Genomic DNA, 19,802 nt, shown 5'->3' with positions numbered 1-19,802 from the left:
ACCGGTCCGTGGCCCTCGCGCACGTCCACGGGACGAAAGGCACCGCGACGGTGCCGCGCTCATAGGAGATGATGGGGACATGACCTACACGCTTGTGCTGCTCCGCCACGGCGAGAGCGACTGGAACGCCAAGAACCTGTTCACCGGCTGGGTGGACGTCCCGCTCTCGGAGAAGGGCACCGAGGAGGCGCTGCGCGGCGGCGACCTGCTCGTCGACGCCGGTATCGAGCCGGACGTCGTCCACACCTCTCTTCTCCGCCGGGCCATCATGACGGCGAACCTCGCGCTCGACCGCGCAAACCGCCACTGGATTCCGGTGAAGCGCCACTGGCGCCTCAACGAGCGCCACTACGGCGCTCTCCAGGGAAAGAACAAGAAGGAGATCCGCGAGGAGTACGGCGAGGAGCAGTTCATGCTCTGGCGCCGTTCCTACGACGTCCCGCCGCCGGCCATCGAGGCCGGTTCGGAGTTCTCCCAGGACACCGACCCGCGTTATGCCGGTGAGCCCATTCCGGCGAGCGAGTGCCTCAAGGATGTCCTCGAGCGCGCACTGCCGTACTGGGAGTCCGACGTCGTTCCGGACCTCAAGGCAGGGAAGACCGTTCTCGTCGCCGCGCACGGCAACTCGCTGCGCGCCATCATCAAGCACCTCGACGGCATCGACGACGACACGATCTCGGGCCTCAACGTGCCCACCGGCATCCCGCTCGTCTACGAGCTGGACGAGAACCTCACGCCGATCACGCCCGGTGGTCGCTACCTCGACCCGTCTGCCGCCGAGGCAGCCATCGCGGCGGTCGCCAACCAGGGCAAGTAAGCACCCAGGCACGACGAAGGGGGGCCGGCTCAGCCGGCCCCCCTTCCTCGTACGTCAGTGCTCGCTGGCGGCGTCGTCGCGTGCGACGGAGTTCGTGAGGTCGCCCGTGACGAGGTAGCTCGTGCGGCGGGCGACGGAGACGCCGTGGTCACCGAAGCGCTCGAAGTAGCGGCCCAGGAGCACGCCGTCGACCATCTGCTGCTTGGTCATCTCCACCTCGGGGTCGAGGAGGATCGTGAAGGTCTGCTTGTGCAGCGCGTCCAGGGCGTCGTCGTCGCGCTCGACGCCGGCGGCCAGCTCGAGGTCGCGGGTGGCGAGGAGGTTGCTCACCTGGTGGGCGACCTTCGTCGCCGCCTCGCCCATCTGCGCGAAGATCTCCTGCATCGCGGGGCTGGGGGCCACCTCGGGGTAGCGCCCACGCGCCACGTAGGCGATGTGGCGGGCGAGGTCGCCCATCCGCTCGATGGTCGCCGACATCCGGAGCGCCGCGATGACGACGCGCAGGTCGGTGGCGACCGGCGCCTGACGGGCCAGCAGCGAGATGCACTGCTCGTCCAGGCTCCGCTCGATCTCGTCGATCTGCTCGTCGGCGCGGATGACCTGCTCGGCCAGCTGGAGGTCCGCGGTCTGCAGCGCGGTGGAGGCCTTCTCGATCGCGTCGATGACCAGCCGGCTCATCCGCTGGAGGTCCTCACCGACCTGGGCCAGCTCCTGCATGAAGATCTCGCGCACGTTTCGCTCTCCTCGGTCTCGTCGTGATCCCACCGTAGCGTTCCAGGGGTCGGTGAACGACAGGTGGCGTCCCGGTGAACGGTCGGGGGCCCGCCCGGACGGACGCTCACGGCGTCCCCGAGGGGCTTACCCTCTGACACGTGGAGGGGATCTGGCCGTTCGTCGTCGTCGCGCTGGTCGGCGCAGGCGTCGGCGTCCTCGTGCGCGGCTTCTTCCCGGTGCGGGCACGTCGGGCGGCCGTCGTGACACCGACCTCGCAGGGCGTGAGCAAGGATGCCCGGGAGCTGCTGCGGGCGCTGCGGTCCACCGTCCTCGTCCTCGACGCGAACGGGGACGTCCTCCAGGCCAGCCCCTCGGCCTACAGCTACGGGCTCGTGCGCTCCGGTCGCGTCGCCCTGGCGGCCGTGTCCGAGCTCGTCGAGCGCGTCCGCGCGGAGGGCCAGCCGCAGGACCGGGAGCTCAGCCTGCCGCGCGGCCCGCTCGCCGGCGCGGGGGAGATGATCTTCCAGCTGCGCGTCGTGCCGCTCACGGGTGGCCGCATCCTCGTCGTCGGGGACGACCACACCGCCGCGCGCCGCCTCGACCAGGTGCGGCGCGACTTCGTCGCCAACGTGTCCCACGAGCTCAAGACGCCCGTGGGCGCCCTGGCCCTCCTCAGCGAGACCCTCGAGGAGGCGGCCGACGACCCCGTGGCCGTGCGCCGCTTCACCGCCCAGATGCGGCGGGAGTCGCGGCGGCTGACCGCGCTCGTCCAGGAGATCATCGACCTCTCCCGCCTCCAGGAGCCGGACGCGCTCGTGGGCTCCGAGCTCGTCGACATCGACGCCGTCGTCGCCGAGGCGGCGGACCGCGTGCGCGTCGAGGCCGAGTCGCGGCGCATCACCCTGGCGGTGGGCGGCGAGCCCGGCCTCCACGTGTTCGGCGACGCCGACCTCCTCACCACCGCCGTGCGCAACCTCCTCGACAACGCGCTGCGCCACTCCGACCCCCTCGGGCGGGTGTCCGTGGGCGTCGCGCGGGACGGGGACAAGGTGCGCATCGCCGTCGTCGACCAGGGCGAGGGCATCGCCCCCGCCCAGCAGGAGCGGATCTTCGAGCGCTTCTACCGCGGCGACCCGGCCCGTGCCCGCCGCACCGGCGGGACCGGCCTGGGCCTGAGCATCGTCAAGCACGTCGCCGCCGACCACGGCGGTGAGGCCGAGGTGTGGTCCAAGCCCGGCGCCGGGTCGACCTTCACGCTCGTCCTCCCGATCGCCGACCCGCCGACGACGGCGTCCCCCGACACCACCGCCCCGACCCCAGGAGTGCCGAGACAGCCATGACGACGATCCTGCTCGTCGAGGACGAGGAGTCCTACCGAGAGCCGCTCACCTACCAGCTGGAGCGGGACGGCTACGAGGTCGTCGCCGTCGACAACGGGCTCGACGCGCTGCCGGCCTTCGAGCGCGCGGCGCCCGACCTCGTCCTCCTCGACCTCATGCTGCCCGGCATGTCCGGGACTGAGGTGTGCCGCGAGCTGCGCCGGCAGGGCAACACGCCCGTCATCATGCTCACCGCCAAGGACGACGAGTTCGACAAGGTGCTCGGCCTCGAGCTGGGCGCCGACGACTACGTCACCAAGCCGTACTCCTACCGCGAGCTCGTCGCCCGGGTCCGGGCGGTCCTGCGCCGGGGGGCCGAGCCGGCCGAGGAGGGGGCGGCGGGCGTGCTCGAGGTCGGCCGGGTGCGGATGGACGTCGGCCGCCACGAGCTCCTCGTCGACGGCGAGCCGGTGCGGATGCCGCTGCGGGAGTTCGAGCTCCTCGAGGTCCTCCTGCGCAACGCGGACCACGTCCTCACCCGCGGCCAGCTCATCGACCGGGTGTGGGGTGCCGACTACGTCGGTGACACCAAGACCCTGGACGTCCACGTCAAGCGCATCCGCGCGAAGATCGAGCACGACCCGTCCGTGCCCGAGATGCTCCTCACCGTGCGCGGCCTCGGGTACAAGCTCGTCGCACCCGAGCGGACCCCGTAACCTGTCGTGTGCTGCTGAAGCCTCAGCGACACGACAGGGGACGGGATGATCAAGGGCACGGGACGACGGATCGCGGCCGCGACGGCAGTCGTCGCGCTCACCGCCGCCGGGTGCGGCACCGACGGCACGTCGATCGCCGGCGCCGGCGCCTCCTCCCAGGAGATCGCGATGCAGGCGTGGCTGGCCGGCCTGCACGACCTGCAGCCGGAGATCCTCGCGTCCTACGACCCCACCGGCTCCGGGGCCGGGCGCGAGATGTTCATCACCGGCGCCGTCGACTTCGCCGGCTCCGACGCCCACCTCGACGACGAGGAGGTCCTCGAGGCCGAGGAGCGCTGCGAGGGCGGGGAGGTCCTCGAGCTGCCGCTCTACATCTCTCCGATCGCCGTCGCCTACCACCTGCCCGGGCTGGACGTCGAGCACCTCCAGCTCGCGCCGGAGACGATCGCCGGGATGTTCGACGGGCGCATCGAGCGGTGGGACGACCCCGCGATCATCGCGACCAACCCGGGCGTCGAGCTGCCCGACCTCCAGGTCGTGCCGGTCAACCGCTCCGACGACTCCGGCACCACCGAGAACTTCACCGAGTACCTCGCCGAGGCCGGCGGCGGCGCCTGGCCGCACGAGCCGAGCGGCACGTGGCCCCGCTCGGGGACGCACTCGGGCCAGCAGAACGTCGGCATGGTCTCGACGCTCGAGGCCGCCGAGGGGACGATCGGCTACGTCGATGCCTCCCAGGTGACCGACGAGCTGGGCACCGTCGCGGTGGGGGTGGGCGAGGAGTTCGTGCCCTTCTCCCCGGAGGCGGCGGCCGCCGTCGTCGACGCCTCCCCGCCCGCTCCGGGCGCGAGCGACACCCGGCTCGTCATCGAGCTGGACCGGGACACGGACGCGGCCGGTGCCTACCCGGTGGTCCTCATCTCCTACACGATCGCCTGCACGCGCTACGACAGCGCGGAGAAGGCCGACTCGGTGCGTGCGCTGCTCGGCTACATCGCCAGCGAGGACGGCCAGGCCCGCGCCGCGTCACCGGAGGTCGCGGGCGCTGCGCCGATCTCCGCTGACCTGCGCGAGCGCGTCATGGCCGCCGTCGACCGGATCGAGGGTCCGGCCGCCGGCTGACGCCGGTCACGGCACGTAGTCGGCGTACTGCGGGAGCGTCGAGTCGAGGACGGGCACGTTCGCCGAGACGGTCCCGAGGCCGGTCGCCTCGACGAGCCCCTCGGCGTTGGCGCCCGGCGGGACGGGCACGGCCGGCACGACGACGATCTCGTCGACGCCGAGCAGGACCTGGCCGGTGGCCGGGACGGGGACCTGGATCCCGCCGTCGCCGATCGTCACCGACATGACGACGTCCTCCTGGCTGTCGTTGACGAGGGAGCCGAAGACCTGGCCCTCGCCGCCCTCCTCCTCGGACAGGACCAGGAGGTTCTCGGCCCGGATCTCGTCGGTGACCACGACCCGCACGCCGTCGCCCGCGTTGTACGGCTCGGCGGTCTGGATCGGGGTCATCACGCTGCAGCCGGCGACGAGCGCGGAGGCGCCGACAACTGCGGCGCCACGAAGCAGGTGGTGGATGCGGGCCAAGACGGTCTCCTTCGTCGACGTGTCCCCCCAGGTTACCGGGCCCCGGGCCCGGTACGCGCGGTCGCCCCGCGCGATCCCGGCCACGTGCGCGGACCGGCCTGCGCCGGCGCAGAGTCCGCGCAAACCCGCGGAATCGCGCCATTTCCGCGTGCTAGAATAGGTACTCCTCGCGACCAAGGAGCATGACCACTATGACCTTCACCGTCGGTGAGACCGTCGTTTATCCCCACCACGGAGCCGCCCTGATCGAGGCGATCTCGAAGAAGGTCATCAGGGGCGAGGAGAAGCTCTACCTCAAGCTCCGCGTGGCCCAGGGCGACCTCACCATCGAGGTGCCCGCGGACAACGTCGACCTCGTCGGGGTGCGTGACGTCGTGGGCAAGGAGGGCCTGGAGAAGGTCTTCGAGGTGCTGCGCGCGCCGTACACCGAGGAGCCGACGAACTGGTCGCGCCGCTACAAGGCGAACGTCGAGAAGATCGCCTCCGGTGACGTCATCAAGGTCGCCGAGGTCGTGCGGGACCTGTCCCGCCGCGACCAGGACCGCGGCCTGTCGGCCGGGGAGAAGCGCATGCTCGCCAAGGCCCGCCAGATCCTCGTCTCCGAGCTCGCTCTCGCCGAGCGCACCGAGGAGGACAAGGCGGAGGCCATGCTCGACGACGTCCTCGCCTCCTGACCCACGTGCTCTGCGCCGCGGTCCTCACGGCTGCCGGCTCCGGGACGCGCCTGGGGCACGCCCTGCCCAAGGCGCTCGTCCCGCTCGCCGGGACCCCGCTCCTCGTCCACGCGGCGCGTGGGCTGGCGGCCTCCGGTGTGGTCGACGCCGTCGTCGTCACCGCACCTGACGGCCACCTCGAGGAGGTGGCCGCGCTGTTCCCGGGTGGTCGCGTCCCGGGCAGCGACGTCCCCGTCCGCGTGGTCGTCGGTGGCGCCACCCGGCAGGCCTCCGTCGCCGCCGGCCTCGCCGCGCTCGACGACGTCGCCCCCGGGTGCGAGGCCGTCCTCGTCCACGACGCCGCCCGCTGCCTCGCGGGCCCCGAGCTCGTGCGCCGCGTCGTCGCGGCGCTGGAGGCCGGGCACGGCGCCGTCGTGCCCGGCGTCCCGGTGACCGACACGGTCAAGCGCGTGGTGGACCTGCCGGGCGGCGGCGCCCGCGTCGTCGAGACACCCGAGCGGTCCACCCTGCGGGCCGTGCAGACGCCGCAGGGCTTCAGCCGCGAGCTCCTCGAGCGGGCGCACCGCCTCGGTGCCGAGCGCGCCGACGACGAGACCCGCGCCGTCTCGGACGACGCGGGTCTCGTGGAGTCGCTCGGTGAGGAGGTCCTCCTCGTGCCGGGCGAGGCGGCGGCGCTGAAGATCACGACGCCCGCCGACCTCGAGCTGGCGGAGCGGCTGCTCAGTCGGTCCTGACGACCCGGGTGCCGCCGGCGAAGTTGTCGTGCCAGCCCTGACGGGTGGCGGTGTTGCCACTGATCGTCACCATGATCGCGATGACGGCGGCCAGGGACAGCAGGTTCCCGATCCAGCCCAGCATCGGGACGACGCCGAGGATGCCGATGGCCGTCCACGCGTTGCGCTTCAGGGCCTCCGCCGTCGTGGGGTTGCCCCCACCTGCGCCGACGGTCCTGATCCTGAGCAGCATCTTGCCGAGCGTCTGCCCGCGGCTGGACTCGAGGAGCACGAAGTAGGCGACGGTGATCGCCGTGGTGACGACGGTGACGAGCGCCAGCGTGCCGTAGTCGACCCGGCCGGTGGTGAGGATGCTGGTGTAGGCCGACGCGCCCAGGATCCAGCCGATGATCCCGTTGACGATGCCGATGAGGATGAAGTCGACGAGCCGCGCGAGGAAGCGGGAGCCGAGCTCCGCGGGCTGGCCGGCCCGGGAGAAGCCCGGAGCGGGCGGGGCGTAGTAGGGCTGCTGCTGGCCGTACTGCTGCTGGCCGTACGGTGCCTGTCCGGCGGGGGGCTGCTGGCCGTACGGGGACTGCTGGCCGTAGGAGCCCTGTTGGCCGTAGGGACCCTGGCCGGCGGGCGGCTGCTGACCGTAGGGCGGCTGCTGGCCGTACGGACCCTGGCCGGCGGGCGGCTGCTGGCCAGGCTGGCCTGCCTGCCCGGGCGGCGGCGGGGGCGGCGGGGTGGAGCCCGGCGGCGGGGGGAACTCGCCGGAGGAGGGGCCCCCGGTGGACGACTCGCTCATGTCAGGCCTTTCACTGGATGGGTGCCCGCCATGCTAGTGACCGCCGGCACACCCGGGGCCGGGATGCCCGCCCGGTGAGCGGAACCTTCCGTCCGCCGTCGCCCCGTCAGCGGGCGACGAGCGCGGTGGCGACGGCGAGCAGCCCCTCGCCGCGGCCGGTGAAGCCGAGCCCGTCCGTCGTCGTCGCCGACAGGCTCACGGGCGCCCCGAGGGCGCGAGACATCGCCTCAGCCGCCTCCTCGCGCCGGCGACCGATCCGCGGGCGGTTCCCCACGACCTGGACGGCGACGTTGCCGATCTCGAATCCGGCCTCGCGGACGAGGGCCGCGGTGGCGGAGAGGAACTCGGCGCCGGACGCCCCGGCCCAGCGGGGGTCGGAGGTGCCGAAGCGGGAGCCGAGGTCGCCCAGGCCGGCCGCGGACAGGAGCGCGTCGCAGACCGCGTGCGCGGCGACGTCGCCGTCGGAGTGTCCCTCCAGACCCACCTCGCCCGGCCACTCGAGGCAGGCGACGTGGAGCGGACGGTCGCTGCCCTCCGGGGCGAAGGCGTGGACGTCGGTCCCGATCCCGGTGCGCGGCAGCATGGTCGTCAGGGTAGCGAGGCTCAGGCCGGGGGCGGCTCGTGCAGGGCGCTCTCGCTGCGCACCTTGACGCGCACCGGCAGCAGGAGGAGCAGGCCGACGGTGAGCACCGCGGCGACGCCGAGGATGCCCCAGTACTCGGAGTCGGCGACGCTCTGCCCGGTGACGGCGGCACCGATGCTGATCGCGAGCGCGAAGCACATGGGCGCCAGGAAGCTCACCGCCCGGCCGGTGGTGGCGTACAGGCCGAAGAGCTCGCCCTCCTTGCCCTTGGGGATGAGGCGGGCGAGGAAGGTGCGCGAGGCCGACTGGGCCGGGCCGACGAAGACGCACAGGACCAGCCCGAGGCACCAGAAGACGACGGCGCCGTGCTCGTGGAGAGCGAAGACGCCGATCCCCGCGAGGATCATGGCGACGAGTGAGCCGACGATGACCCGCTTGGGACCCAGGATGTCGTCCAGCGCCCCGAAGGCGATCGTCGCGACGCCCGCGACGAGGTTCGCGGCGACGCCGAAGATGATGACCTCACCGGCCTCGAAGCCGAAGACCGTCGACGCGACGATGCCGCCGAAGGTGAAGACCCCGGCCAGGCCGTCCCGGAAGACCGCGCTGGCGCCGAGGAAGAAGACGGTGTGGTGGTCCTGGCGCCACACGTTCCGCACGGAGCGGAAGAGCAGGCGGTAGGAGCCGACGACGCCGAGCCGGGGCAGCCGCTCGCGGGCGGAGCGGTCGTCGCGGATGGTGAGGAGCACCGGCAGGGAGAACAGGAGCGTCCAGCCGGCGCAGATGAGCATCGCCACGCGCACGTCCATGCCGTTCTCCGAGGTGATTCCGAAGAGGCCGACGTCCGGGCTGATGAGGCCGAAGTAGACGATGAGGAGGAGGACGATCCCGCCGATGTACCCCAGGCCCCAGCCCAGGCCGGAGATCCGGCCGATCGTCCGCGGCGTGGAGATGTCGTTGAGCATCGCGTAGTAGTTCACCGAGGCGAGCTCGAAGAAGACGTTGCCGACCGCCAGCAGGACCAGGCCCAGCCACAGGTTGCTCGGGCCCGGCGCGACGAAGAACAACGACGCGGAGATGACGACGACGACCATCGTGTTGACGGCGAGCCAGAAGGTCCGCCGTCCCGAACGGTCCGAGCGCAGCCCGGCGACGGGTGCGCAGACGGCGATCAGCGCGCCCGCGCCGGCCAGCGCCCAGCCCAGCTTCTGGGAGGCGCCCGGGCCGAAGAGCTCGGCGTTGGTGATGTACACGGTGAAGACGAAGGTGGTGATGACGGCGTTGAAGGCCGCCGACCCCCAGTCCCACAGGCTCCAGGCGTAGACGGGCCAGCCGAAGGCCCGGCGGCGCTGCGTCGGGCCTGGAGTCACGGGCGCTGTGGTCACGTGACGAACGTTAGCGTCCTCGGGGTGACGTCCGGCACCGCGGCATCCCGGCCCTGCGCCGGTAGCCTGGGGCACGTGAGCCTGCGACTACATGACTCCGCCACCCGGTCGGACCGCGAGCTGGTGCCCCTCGTCCCCGGACAGGTGAGCATCTACCTCTGTGGCGCCACCGTCCAGGGGGCGCCTCACGTGGGTCACCTGCGCTCGGCGATCGCCTTCGACGTGCTCGCCCGGTGGCTGCGCCGTCGGGGGCTGGAGGTCACCCTCGTCCGCAACGTCACCGACATCGACGACAAGATCCTCATCAAGTCCGCCGAGGCCGGCGTGCCCTGGTGGGCCTGGGCCTACCGCTTCGAGCAGGAGTTCACCGCCGCCTACGACGCCGTCGGGGTCGGGCGGCCCACCTACGAGCCCCGCGCGACCGGTCACGTGACCGAGATGGTGGCCCTCATCGACCGGCTCGTCGAGCGCGGGCACGCCTACCGGGGCGAGGGGGCCAACGTCTACTTCGACGTCCGCTCCTTCTCCGAGTACGGCGGGCTCACCCGCCAGCTGCTCGAGAACATGTCGACCCTCGACGAGGAGGAGGCGGGCGACAAGCGCGACGCCCGCGACTTCGCCCTGTGGAAGACGCCCAAGGACGGCGAGCCCGCCTCCGCCGCCTGGGACACCCCCTACGGGCGCGGACGGCCCGGCTGGCACCTCGAGTGCTCGGCCATGGCCCACCGCTACCTCGGGGAGAGCTTCGACATCCACGGCGGCGGCATCGACCTGCGCTTCCCGCACCACGAGAACGAGGTGGCCCAGTCCCGCGCCGCCGGCTACGACTTCGCCCAGCTCTGGATGCACAACGCCTGGGTGACCGTCGGTGGCGAGAAGATGAGCAAGTCGCTGGGCAACTCCCTCGTCGTGTCCGCCGTGCTCGAGCGGGTGCCCGCGGTCGTGCTGCGCTTCGCGCTCGGGACCGTCCACTACCGCTCGACGGTGGAGTTCTCCGACGACTCCCTCGCCGAGGCGACGAGCACCTGGGAGCGCCTCAGCGGCTTCGTCACCCGGGCCGTCGAGCGCGTGGGGCAGGTGCCCGCCGAGGAGGTGACGGGCCGGCCGATCTCCGCGCTGCCGCCCGCCTTCGTCGCCGCGATGGACGACGACCTCAACGTGTCCGCCGCGCTCGCCGCCGTCCACGAGCAGGTGCGGACCGGCAACAACGCCCTCGCCGCGGGCGAGGACAGCGTCGTGTGGCAGGCCCAGCTGCAGGTGCGCTCGATGCTCGACGTGCTCGGGCTCGACCCGCTCGCCGCGCCGTGGGCCACCGCGGCAGGTTCCGACGACGCCGCCCGTGAGGCGCTGGACGTGCTCATGCCCGTCGTGCTCGCCGAGCGCGCGGACGCCCGCAAGGCCAAGGACTGGGCCCGCGCCGACGCGCTGCGCGACCAGCTCCAGGCGGCGGGCATCATCATTGAGGATTCACCCGACGGTGCCAGATGGCAGCTGGGGACGAGAGGAGGCCGTTGATGGCCGGGAACTCCAAGCGCCGAGGCGCAGTACGCAAGGCTGGATCGAAGAAGGGGGCGACGGTCGGCAGCGGCGGCAAGGGCCGCCGGGCGCTCGAGGGGCGCGGCCCCACGCCCAAGGCCGCCGAGCGGCCCTACCACCCGGCGGCAGCGCGCAAGGCGGCTGCCGAGAAGCGGGAGGGCCGTGGCGCCCCGGCACGTAAGCCGGCGGCGGCCCGGTCGAGCACCGGACGCGAGCTCGTGGCCGGCCGGAACGCGGTCCTCGAGGCCGTGCGGGCCGGTATCCCGATCGACCACGTCTACCTCGCGGCCCGCGTCGACTCCGACGAGCGTCTCGGCGAGGTGCTGCGCACCGTCACGGCTCGCAACACCCCGCTCCTCGAGGCGAGCAAGAGCGACCTCGACAAGCTCACCGACGGCGGCAACCACCAGGGCATCGCCATCCAGGTGCCGCCCTACGAGTACGCCGACCCCTCCGACCTCCTCGGGCGCTTCCCGGGCAGCGCGCCGCTCATCGTCGCCCTCGACGGCGTGACCGACCCGCACAACCTCGGGGCGGTGCTCCGCTCCGCCGGTGCCTTCGGGGTGGACGGTGTCCTAGTCCCGGAGCGCCGCTCCGCCGGCGTCACCGCCACGGTCTGGCGGGTGTCGGCCGGTGCCGCCGCCCGCGTGCCGGTGGCCCGGGCGACGAACCTCGTGCGGGCGCTGCAGGACTACAAGAAGGCCGGCTGCTTCGTCGTCGGGCTCGACGGCGAGGCGCCCACGACGGTGGCCGAGCTCGAGCTCGCCACCGAGCCGCTCGTCGTCGTCGTCGGCTCCGAGGGCAAGGGCCTGTCGCGGCTCGTGCGCGAGACCTGCGACGCGATCGCCGGCATCGAGATCTCCTCGAGCGTGGAGTCCCTCAACGCCGCCGTGGCGACGGGCATCAGCCTCTACGAGATTGCCCGCATCCGCGCCACCCGCTGAGCGCCGCCGCTGCGGCACGGGCGGCCGCTGCTGGGCGGGGCCCGTGCCGCCGACTGCAGCGATGCTGCGCACAGGTTGGCGACACGGGCGCGACACGCCGGGACAGGTGGCGCGTACGAGGTGCCTCGAGGAACCTGTGCGCAGATCGGCGACATCGCGGCGACCTCGGTTGCTGCACAGCTCCCGCGCGTGGGTGTCCCGTCCACCGTTCCGTGCAGCTGGCGACGGCGGGGTACTCGCGGTCGGCGACGCTCGGCCGATGGATGCGGTCAACAGGCTGTGGACGTACGGCGGCGTCGGCACGCGCACCCAGATCGCCCGGACGACGGCGGAGCGGCGCGCGGTGACGGCGGCGGTCGCCGCGGGACAGGTCCGCGACCTGGGGGCAGGGTGGCTCGCCCTCGCTGACGCCCAGGAGTCCGTCGTCGTCGCCCGCCGCATGGGCGCGGCGATCACCTGCGTGAGTATCGCCGAGTTCTTCGACCTGCCCCTTCTCGTCACCCCCGACCGCCCGCACATCGCGCTCCCCCGGAGGCGCGGGAGACGGTCGATCGACATGGCCGTGCGCGTTCACGGGGAGGGCAGCTGGACCGCTCCGCTGCCTGTCGGCCTCCCCCTCGCTCCGCTGGCCGACGCGCTCGCCCGGGTGCTGCGGTGCCGGCCGACGGAGGAAGCGGCCGTCGTCCTGGACGCCGCCCTGCGAAAGGGCCTGGTGGCACCGGAGGCGGTCCGCCGCACGCTGACCGGGAGGGGCAGTCCGGCCGCACTCGCCACCCTGGAGCGTTGCAGTCCGCGCAGCCGATCGGTCATCGAGACGCGCGCGCGGCTGGCGCTCGAGGACGCCGGCCTGATCGTGTCGGCGGGCGTGAAGATCGACGGAGTCGGCGAGGTCGACCTGGTGGTCGAGGGCCGCATCGTCGTGGAGTGTGACGGCTTCGCCTACCACTCCGGCCGGGCGGAGTACCGGGAGGACCGGCGGCGCGACCGCGCGCTGCTCGAGAGGGGCTACCTCGTCCTGCGCTTCACGTGGGAGGAGATCATGCAGGACCCCCGCGTGATCGTCTCGGCTGTGAAGGGGCTGCTCGGCGGGTCGTGAGACCGGTGCACGGTCGCTGATCTGCGCACAGGTCGCCAGAAGCGCCTTTATGCGTCAGGTGTCCCGGCGTGTCGCCCGTGTGTCGCGAACCTGTGCGCAGAACAGCGACGGGGGATGGTCAGGGACGGTGACGCCGGACGCCGGCGGGAGCGGCTAGAGGTCCTCGAGGCGGGGGGCGTCGACGCCGAGGAAGGAGCGCTCGTCGGGGCGGTGGCGCAGGACCTCGTCGACGTAGGACCGCACGGCCTCGGGCAGCGGCACGTCGCGGCGCTGCTGCTCGGAGATGAACCAGCGGTGCTCGAGCACCTCGTGGAAGATCTCCGCCGGCTCGAGCTTCCCGCGCAGCTCGCGGGGGATCGCGCGCACGGTGGGCTCGAAGACCTTGGCGAGCCAGTCGTGCGCGACGAACTCCTCGTCCTCGCCCTGGCGGTCGGTCGCGGCGCGGTAGGCGTCGAGGTCGTTGAGCATCCGCCGCGCCTGGTTCTCCTGGACGTCCAGGCCCGTGAGGCGCATCATCCGGCGGTGGTGGTGGCCGGCGTCGACCACCTTCGGCTGGATCTGGACGCTCGTCCCGTCGACGTCGGTCGTCATCGTCAGCTCACCGACGTCGTAGCCGAGCTCGTTGAGGCGGTCGATGCGGGCGGCCACCCGCCAGCGCTCGCCGGTGTCGAAGGACTCGGAGTCGGTGAGCTCGCGCCACAGGGCGGTGTACCGCTCGACGATGCGGTTGCCGACCGAGATCGTGTCGACGTCCTCGTCGAGGATCTCGCCGGCCTGGAGGTCCATGAGCTCGCCGATGATGTTCGTCCGGGCGATGTCGAGGTCGTACTCGCGCTGGCCGATGGTGAGCTCGGGCTGGAACTCCCCGGTCTCCGCGTCCACGAGGTAGGCCGCGAAGGCGCCGGCGTCGCGGCGGAAGAGGGTGTTGGACAGCGAGACGTCGCCCCAGTAGAACCCCAGGAGGTGCAGGCGGACGAGGAGCACGGCCGCGGCGTCGATGAGGCGCGTGGCCGTGTCCGGGCGCAGGTACTGGGAGAACAGTGCGCGGTAGGGCAGGGAGAACTGGAGGTGCTCGGTGACGAGCACGGAGTCCAGCGGCTCGCCCTGCGGCGTGGCCCGGCCGGTGATGACGGCGAGGGGCTGCACCGACGGCGCGTCGAGCCGGTTGAGGTTGCGGAGCATCTCGTACTCGTGGAACGCGACGGTCTCGCCGATCTCCTTGACGGCGATGACCCGCCCGGAGAGCCGCACGAAACGCACGACGTGGCGCGAGATGCCGCGGGGGAGCGCGGCGAGGACCGAGTCCGGCCACTCCTCGAGCGCGACCTCCCACGGCAGGTCGAGGAGGGCAGGGTCCAGCCGCGCAGCGGTGATCTCCAGGGACTGTGCCATCAGCTCCGACTCCTCGTGACGTGCCACAGGGGCGAACCCGACCGTATCGGGTCCGCCCCTGTGATGCGCTGGTGCGTCAGCCGGGCAGACGCTCGCCGGTGGACACGGCGAAGTTGTGCTGCTCGCCCACGCGGATGCGGGCGTGGATCGTGTCGCCCTTCATCGGCACGTCACGCGGGTCGATGCGCACGATGATCTGCGAGTCGCCCGCGCCCGAGGTGATGTGCGACGCGAGCTCCTGCGAGCCGGCGAGGCGGCCGTAGACGAAGGCGTCCGAGCCGAGCTCCTCGACGAGGTCGACGGTCACCGGGATCGCGCCCTCGGTGCCCGCGGACACGCGGTCCAGGGACTCGGGACGGAAGCCGACGACGATCTCGCCCTTCTCGTCGCTGCCGAGCGCGCTGATGGTCTCGCGGCTCAGCGGCATCCGGACGTCACCGAGCACGGCGGCGCCGTCCTCGATGCGGAAGGTGCCGAGGTTCATCGCGGGGGAGCCGATGAAGCCGGCGACGAAGACGTTCGCGGGACGGTCGTACATGTCGCGCGGGGTGCCGACCTGCTGGAGGACGCCGTCCTTGAGCACCGCGATGCGGTCACCCATGGTGAGGGCCTCGGTCTGGTCGTGGGTGACGTAGACCGTGGTGACGCCCAGGCGGCGCTGCAGCGAGGCGATCTGCGTGCGGGTCTGCACGCGGAGCTTGGCGTCGAGGTTCGACAGCGGCTCGTCCATGAGGAACACCTGCGGCTGGCGGACGATCGCGCGGCCCATGGCCACACGCTGACGCTGACCACCGGACAGGGCCTTGGGCTTGCGGTCGAGGTACTCGGACAGGTCGAGGATCTTGGCAGCCTCCTCGACGCGCTGGCGGATCTCGGCCTTCGGCTTGCCGGCGATCTTCAGCGCGAAGCCCATGTTGTCGGCCACGGACATGTGCGGGTACAGCGCGTAGTTCTGGAAGACCATCGCGATGTCGCGGTCCTTGGGCTGGACGTCGGTGACGTCGCGGTCACCGATGAGGATCCGGCCGGAGTTGACGTCCTCGAGGCCCGCCAGCATGCGCAGCGAGGTCGACTTGCCGCAGCCGGAGGGGCCGACGAGCACGAGGAACTCGCCGTCGGCGATCTCGAGGTTGAGTGCGTCGACGGCCGGGCGCTCCGTGCCCGGGTAGACGCGAGTGGCGTTGTCATACGTGACTGATGCCATGGTGGTGTACATCCCTTCACCGGCAGGTACGTGCCGGACGATCCGTTGTGAAGAGTGCCAGGTGTCTGCCTTGACACTGGCCCGTCCGCGGAGGTCGGGGACCACCGTGGCTGGGCTGGGGCCAGTGTGACACAGGAGGGGTGTCGGGCGGCACGGCCACAGGTCCCGGTGTGCTGCGCGTCACACGGTCTCGCGCAGCTCCAGGAGTCGCAGGAGGACGGCGGCCATCTCGTCCGGGTCGGCCACCCGGTAGCCGGCCGTGGTCGGTCCGTCGCCCACCTTGATGCCGACGTCGTGCGGCTCGAGGACGGCGAAGGCGTCCTCGTCGGTGACGTCGTCACCGGCGAAGAGCACCGCGTGGGGGGCGACGTCGGCGCGGAGCTCGGCGACGGCGTCGCCCTTGGTCGTGTCGACCACCGCCATCTCGACGACGGACTTGCCCTCCTGCACGCGCAGCCCGGGGCGGGTGGCCGGCCCGGCGAGGACGGCGTCGGCGAGGGCGGCGGCGTCCTCGGGGCTGCACCGTCGCGAGTGCACGACGACGGAGGCCGGCTTGGTCTCGACCCAGGCGCCCTCGTAGCGGCCGGCGAGGTCGGTGGCCTCGCGGAGGACCTCGGCGCGGAGCGAGGCCTGCTCGTCGCTGAGCGCGAGCGGCTCGGTGACGAGCTCGGGCAGCTGGCTGGGGGACAGGCCCACGTGCCCGCGCTGGGCGCCGTGGCTGCCGACGATGCGCGTGCCGACGGGGACCTCGGCGAGGGAGACGAGCGAGGTGGCCTCGCGCCCGGAGATGAGCGCGACGTGGACGCCGGGCAGCGCGTCGAGCCGGGCGAGCGCCTCGACGGCGGCCGGCACGATCCGCGACTCGGTGGGGTCGTCGACGAGGGGCGCGAGCACGCCGTCGAAGTCGAGCGCGACGAGGATGGAGGGCTGGGCGGCGAGCCCCCGCAGCGCCTGGTCGAGGATCTCCTCGACGTGCTGGACGAACAGGGGGACGTCGACCCCCGGGCCGGGGACGCCCGGGTCGTGGTTCTCGCTCATGCCTCGCTCCTTCCGGTGGACAGGGCGCTGAGGAAGTCCTCGGCCCAGCGCTGGACGTCGTGCTCGACGACCCGGCGGCGCAGGGCGCGCATCCGGCGTCGTCGTTCCCGCGGCTCCATGCCGATGGCCCGCATGATCGCGGTCTTGGTGCCGTCGACGTCGTGCGGGTTGATGAGCAGCGCCTGACCGAGCTCGTCGGCGGCGCCGGTGAACTCGCTGAGCACGAGGACGCCGCCGAGGTCGCGGCGGGCGGCGATGTACTCCTTGGCGACGAGGTTCATGCCGTCCCGCAGGGAGGTGACGAGCATGACGTCGGCCGCGAGGTAGAGGGCGGCCATCTCCTCGGCGGGGTAGGAGTGGTGCATGTAGTGGACGGCGGGCTTGCCGAGGACGCCGTAGTCGCCGTTGATGCGCCCGACCGTCACCTCGATCTCGTCGCGCAGCTGCCGGTACTGGTCCACGCGCTCGCGGGAGGGGCTGGCGATCTGGACGAGCGTCGTCTCCGGCGGCGTCACGCGACCGTCGGCGAGGAGCTCGCCGAAGGCCTTGAGCCGGTGACGGATGCCCTTGGTGTAGTCGAGGCGGTCCACACCGAGGAGGAGGACGTCGGGGCTGCCGAGCTCCTTCCGGATCTCCACGGCGCGCTGCTGCACCGGCTCGCTCTGGGCGAGCTCGTCGAAGGAGGCGGTGTCGATGGAGATGGGGAACGCGCCGGCGCGCACCTGGCGCTCGGGCCGCGACCACCGGGCGCCGACCGTGACGGTCCGGCCCTTCGTGGTGAGCGGCGTGAGGCGCCGCACCGCGCGCATGAAGTTCGAGGCGTCCGAGGAGCGCTGGAAGCCGATGAGGTCGGCGCCGAGGAGCCCCTCGACGACCTGCCGCCGCCAGGGGAGCTGGCCGAAGATCTCGACCGGCGGGAAGGGGATGTGGTTGAAGAAGCCGATGCGGACGTCGGGCCGCAGCATCCGCAGCACGGAGGGCACGAGCTGGAGCTGGTAGTCGTGGACCCACACGGTGCCGCCCTCAGCCACGGCCTCGGCCGCGGCGGCCGCGAAGCGGCGGTTGACGGCGACGTAGGCGTTCCACCACTTGCGGTGGTACTCCGGCGGCACGATGACGTCGTGGTAGAGCGGCCACAGGGTGCCGTTGGAGAAGCCCTCGTAGTAGTCGGCGATCTCCTGCTCGCTCAGCGCGACGGGCCACACGCGGATGCCGTCGGCGTCGAAGGGGTCGAGGGAGAGGTCGGCGCTGCCCGCCCAGCCCACCCAGGCTCCCTCGTGCTGCCGCATGACCGGCGCGAGCGCGGTGACGAGGCCACCGGGGGAGCGCGTCCAGTCGACGGAGCCGTCGGGACCCGTGGTGATGTCGACGGGAAGGCGGTTGGCGACGACGACGATCGAGTGCTCACCGGCAGGCATCAGGTGTTCAGTCCTCCTTGGGAATCCTTTTGCCGAGGCTACCCGGGGCCGCCCACGGCGGCATGGGGACGACGGGGCCGGCCGGTGGGCTGGGTAGGTTGTCGTCATGCAGGGGATCGACGGCTACCACCTCGTGCGGCGCATCGGCGCCGGCGGGATGGGCTCGGTGCACGAGGCGCTCGACGCCGACGGCAACCGGGTCGCGGTCAAGGTTCTCCACGAGTCCATCGCGGCCGACCCCGCGGCCCGGGACCGGCTGCGCCGGGAGGTCGAGCTCCTCCACCGCGTCCGCGGGCAGGGCGTGGCCCGGGTGCTGGACGCGGAGGTCGACGGCGTCACCGCGTTCGTCGTCACCGAGCTCGTCGACGGCCCCACCCTCGAGGACGACGTCCGCGAGCACGGACCGCTCGACGCCGAGGAGCTCGGCGGCCTCGCCCACGGGCTCGCGGCCGGGCTGCGCTCCATCCACGCCGCCGGCGTCACCCACCGCGACCTCAAGCCCGGCAACGTCATGCTCGCCGCCGACGGCCCCGTCATCATCGACTTCGGCATCGCCCAGGTGGCCGACGACGTGCGCCTCACCCAGACCGGGATGGTCACCGGCACGCCGGGCTACCTCGACCCGGAGGTGCTCGCCGGCGCCGACCCCGGCGCCGACGGCGACTGGTGGGCGTGGGCCGCCGTCCTCACCTTCGCGGCCACGGGCCGCCCGCCGTTCGGTCGCGGGACGATCCAGGCGGTGCTGGGCCGCGTGAGCACCGGGCTCGTCGACACGGAGGGCCTGCCCGCCGACCTGGCGGTGGTGCTGGCGGCCGCGCTCGAGCCCGATCCCGCCCGCCGCCTCCCGCCGGAGGAGGTGCTCGCCGCCCTCGACGGCGACTGGCACCGGCCGGCCCTGCAGGCGCTGCTCGGTGCGCCGGAGCCCGCCACGGTGCCGCGGACCTCCGTGCTGCCCGCGCCACCGGCACCGGAGACCCGGGTGCTCCCGCCGGTCACCGACCGGCCGGGGCAGGCGGCGCCGGCCGAGCCGTGGCGGGCCGCACCGGCCGAGCCGTGGCGGGCCGCACCGGCCGAGCCGTGGCGGGCCGCACCGGCCGCGGCGTGGGAGGCCGCGCCCACCGACGCGTGGCAGGGCACCCAGCCGTGGCAGGCGGCGCCCGCCTACGAGCAGCCACTCCCGGTACCGTCCGCCCCGCTGCAGCCCGCACCGGGGTGGGGCGGCGCCGCGCCGCTCGAGGCCCCCGAGTGGGTCCGGCCACCGCGCCCCCGTCGCGGGGCGGTGGCGGCCCTCGGTCTTGGCCTGAGCGCCCTCGCCGTGCTGGCCCCCGGGTCCTGGCTGATCGGGGTGGCCGCGCTCGTCGTCATCCTCGGTGCGGTGGGACGCGGCAACCAGCGTCTGCGCGCCGTCCGGATCCGCCGGGGCCTGCGCCGCTCGGACGCCGCACGTGCGTGGGTCGGCGCGCCCGTCCACCTGCTGTGGGCGGCCGGTGCGGCGCTGCCGGGACTGCTGCTCGCCGTCGTCGTCGCGGGTGGGGGGTGGTGGGTGGTGCGCGAGATGAGCGGGTCGGGCGACGAGGCCGCCGCCGTTCTCCTGTGGGCCGCGGCGGCGGCCGGGCTCGCGCTGGCGTGGACGGCGCCGCCGTCGGCGTCCGCCCGCGAGGGTGCTCGCGTGGTGCTCGGCGGGCTGCCCCGGCAGGCGCGCCTCGCGCTCGTCCTCGTGGCGCTCGCGACCGCCGTCGTGCTCGCCGGGCTGGTGCTCTCCGGCAGCGCGCCGCAGCCGGTCTGGTCGCCGCTGCCCGAGCCGGCGTGAGGCCGGCCCCTGAGATCGTCACCGTGATGATCGCCACGGGGCGGGCGC

19 protein-coding genes are annotated in these 19,802 nt (G+C 73.0%); 10 read left to right on the top strand and 9 right to left on the bottom strand.

The genetic code is table 11. The features are described from left to right. Nucleotides 1-79: 79 nt before the first annotated feature. A complete protein-coding gene (locus H9624_RS10545; RefSeq protein ID WP_251839856.1) occupies nucleotides 80-817 on the top strand; it encodes a phosphoglyceromutase in 738 nt (245 codons plus the stop codon). Nucleotides 818-871: 54 nt separating this feature from the next. On the opposite strand, the gene phoU is transcribed toward H9624_RS10545, so the two are convergent. Continuing rightward, nucleotides 872-1,549 (bottom strand): phosphate signaling complex protein PhoU, encoded by a 678-nt coding sequence (phoU, locus tag H9624_RS10540; protein ID WP_251839855.1) that lies wholly within the window; start codon nucleotides 1,547-1,549, stop codon nucleotides 872-874. Between the two features lie 140 nt (nucleotides 1,550-1,689). On the opposite strand from phoU, the gene H9624_RS10535 reads away from it, so the two are divergent. From H9624_RS10535 to H9624_RS10525, 3 genes are read left to right on the top strand one after another with little or no spacing between them, the layout of a single operon-like run. Beyond that, nucleotides 1,690-2,871: a sensor histidine kinase gene (locus H9624_RS10535; protein ID WP_251839854.1), complete on the top strand. Its 1,182-nt coding sequence runs from the start codon at nucleotides 1,690-1,692 to the stop codon at nucleotides 2,869-2,871. After that, complete coding sequence (locus H9624_RS10530) at nucleotides 2,868-3,566, top strand: response regulator (RefSeq protein WP_251839853.1); 699 nt, start codon at nucleotides 2,868-2,870, stop codon at nucleotides 3,564-3,566. The genes H9624_RS10535 and H9624_RS10530 overlap by 4 nt, the downstream gene beginning before the upstream one ends. Nucleotides 3,567-3,611: 45 nt before the next feature. Continuing rightward, nucleotides 3,612-4,688, top strand: coding sequence for a phosphate ABC transporter substrate-binding protein PstS (locus H9624_RS10525; protein ID WP_251839852.1), 1,077 nt, complete (start codon nucleotides 3,612-3,614; stop codon nucleotides 4,686-4,688). Between the two features lie 6 nt (nucleotides 4,689-4,694). Here the strand turns inward: H9624_RS10525 and H9624_RS10520 are convergent, their stop codons facing one another. Further along, nucleotides 4,695-5,153 carry a hypothetical protein gene (locus H9624_RS10520; RefSeq protein ID WP_251839851.1) on the bottom strand — a complete coding sequence of 153 codons (459 nt, stop codon included), beginning with the start codon at nucleotides 5,151-5,153 and terminating at the stop codon, nucleotides 4,695-4,697. A 191-nt stretch (nucleotides 5,154-5,344) separates the two neighbouring features. Between H9624_RS10520 and H9624_RS10515 the strand changes: the two genes are divergently transcribed. Together H9624_RS10515 and ispD are read left to right on the top strand one after the other, a co-directional pair. Further along, the gene (locus tag H9624_RS10515; protein WP_251305239.1) at nucleotides 5,345-5,827 is read left to right on the top strand and encodes a CarD family transcriptional regulator; all 483 of its coding nucleotides are present in this window, start codon (nucleotides 5,345-5,347) and stop codon (nucleotides 5,825-5,827) included. 5 nt (nucleotides 5,828-5,832) lie between these two features. After that, on the top strand, nucleotides 5,833-6,561 hold the full coding sequence (ispD, locus tag H9624_RS10510; RefSeq protein ID WP_251839850.1) for a 2-C-methyl-D-erythritol 4-phosphate cytidylyltransferase: 729 nt from the start codon (nucleotides 5,833-5,835) through the stop codon (nucleotides 6,559-6,561). Here ispD and H9624_RS10505 read toward each other — a convergent pair. The 3 genes from H9624_RS10505 to H9624_RS10495 all read right to left on the bottom strand — a co-directional run bounded on the left by H9624_RS10505 (nucleotide 6,548) and on the right by H9624_RS10495 (nucleotide 9,316). Further along, nucleotides 6,548-7,348, bottom strand: a complete 801-nt coding sequence (locus H9624_RS10505) for an RDD family protein (protein ID WP_251839849.1) — start codon at nucleotides 7,346-7,348, stop codon at nucleotides 6,548-6,550. The two genes, ispD and H9624_RS10505, sit on opposite strands and share 14 nt — an antisense overlap. 106 nt (nucleotides 7,349-7,454) lie before the next feature. Next, nucleotides 7,455-7,931 (bottom strand): 2-C-methyl-D-erythritol 2,4-cyclodiphosphate synthase, encoded by a 477-nt coding sequence (gene ispF / locus H9624_RS10500; protein WP_251839848.1) that lies wholly within the window; start codon nucleotides 7,929-7,931, stop codon nucleotides 7,455-7,457. Between the two features lie 20 nt (nucleotides 7,932-7,951). After that, nucleotides 7,952-9,316, bottom strand: coding sequence for an MFS transporter (locus H9624_RS10495; RefSeq protein ID WP_251839847.1), 1,365 nt, complete (start codon nucleotides 9,314-9,316; stop codon nucleotides 7,952-7,954). Nucleotides 9,317-9,391: 75 nt separating this feature from the next. On the opposite strand from H9624_RS10495, the gene cysS reads away from it, so the two are divergent. From cysS to H9624_RS10480, 3 genes are all read left to right on the top strand, one after another. Then, a complete protein-coding gene (cysS, locus tag H9624_RS10490; protein ID WP_251839846.1) occupies nucleotides 9,392-10,831 on the top strand; it encodes a cysteine--tRNA ligase in 1,440 nt (479 codons plus the stop codon). Continuing rightward, a complete protein-coding gene (gene rlmB, locus H9624_RS10485) occupies nucleotides 10,831-11,796 on the top strand; it encodes a 23S rRNA (guanosine(2251)-2'-O)-methyltransferase RlmB (RefSeq protein ID WP_251839845.1) in 966 nt (321 codons plus the stop codon). Before cysS ends, rlmB begins: the two co-directional genes overlap by 1 nt. Before the next feature lie 259 nt (nucleotides 11,797-12,055). Continuing rightward, the gene (locus H9624_RS10480) at nucleotides 12,056-12,892 is read left to right on the top strand and encodes a PDDEXK-like endonuclease domain-containing protein (protein ID WP_251839844.1); all 837 of its coding nucleotides are present in this window, start codon (nucleotides 12,056-12,058) and stop codon (nucleotides 12,890-12,892) included. Nucleotides 12,893-13,045: 153 nt separating this feature from the next. Here the strand turns inward: H9624_RS10480 and H9624_RS10475 are convergent, their stop codons facing one another. The 4 genes from H9624_RS10475 to H9624_RS10460 all read right to left on the bottom strand — a co-directional run bounded on the left by H9624_RS10475 (nucleotide 13,046) and on the right by H9624_RS10460 (nucleotide 17,944). Further along, on the bottom strand, nucleotides 13,046-14,284 hold the full coding sequence (locus H9624_RS10475) for a DUF4032 domain-containing protein (protein WP_251839843.1): 1,239 nt from the start codon (nucleotides 14,282-14,284) through the stop codon (nucleotides 13,046-13,048). A gap of 76 nt (nucleotides 14,285-14,360) precedes the next feature. Then, nucleotides 14,361-15,488 (bottom strand): ABC transporter ATP-binding protein, encoded by a 1,128-nt coding sequence (locus H9624_RS10470; RefSeq protein WP_251839842.1) that lies wholly within the window; start codon nucleotides 15,486-15,488, stop codon nucleotides 14,361-14,363. 180 nt (nucleotides 15,489-15,668) lie between these two features. After that, complete coding sequence (gene otsB, locus H9624_RS10465; RefSeq protein ID WP_251839841.1) at nucleotides 15,669-16,526, bottom strand: trehalose-phosphatase; 858 nt, start codon at nucleotides 16,524-16,526, stop codon at nucleotides 15,669-15,671. Further along, nucleotides 16,523-17,944: an alpha,alpha-trehalose-phosphate synthase (UDP-forming) gene (locus H9624_RS10460; protein WP_251839840.1), complete on the bottom strand. Its 1,422-nt coding sequence runs from the start codon at nucleotides 17,942-17,944 to the stop codon at nucleotides 16,523-16,525. Before H9624_RS10460 ends, otsB begins: the two co-directional genes overlap by 4 nt. A 106-nt stretch (nucleotides 17,945-18,050) precedes the next feature. Between H9624_RS10460 and H9624_RS10455 the strand changes: the two genes are divergently transcribed. Then, complete coding sequence (locus H9624_RS10455) at nucleotides 18,051-19,754, top strand: serine/threonine-protein kinase (protein WP_251839839.1); 1,704 nt, start codon at nucleotides 18,051-18,053, stop codon at nucleotides 19,752-19,754. Nucleotides 19,755-19,802: the final 48 nt, after the last annotated feature.

The organism is Oceanitalea stevensii, assembly GCF_014837105.1.
In the GTDB taxonomy this organism is placed as follows: Bacteria; Actinomycetota; Actinomycetes; order Actinomycetales; family Actinomycetaceae; genus Oceanitalea; species Oceanitalea stevensii.
The sequence above is the reverse complement of the archived record's forward strand: the minus strand, read 5'-3'. Positions and strand labels throughout refer to the sequence as shown.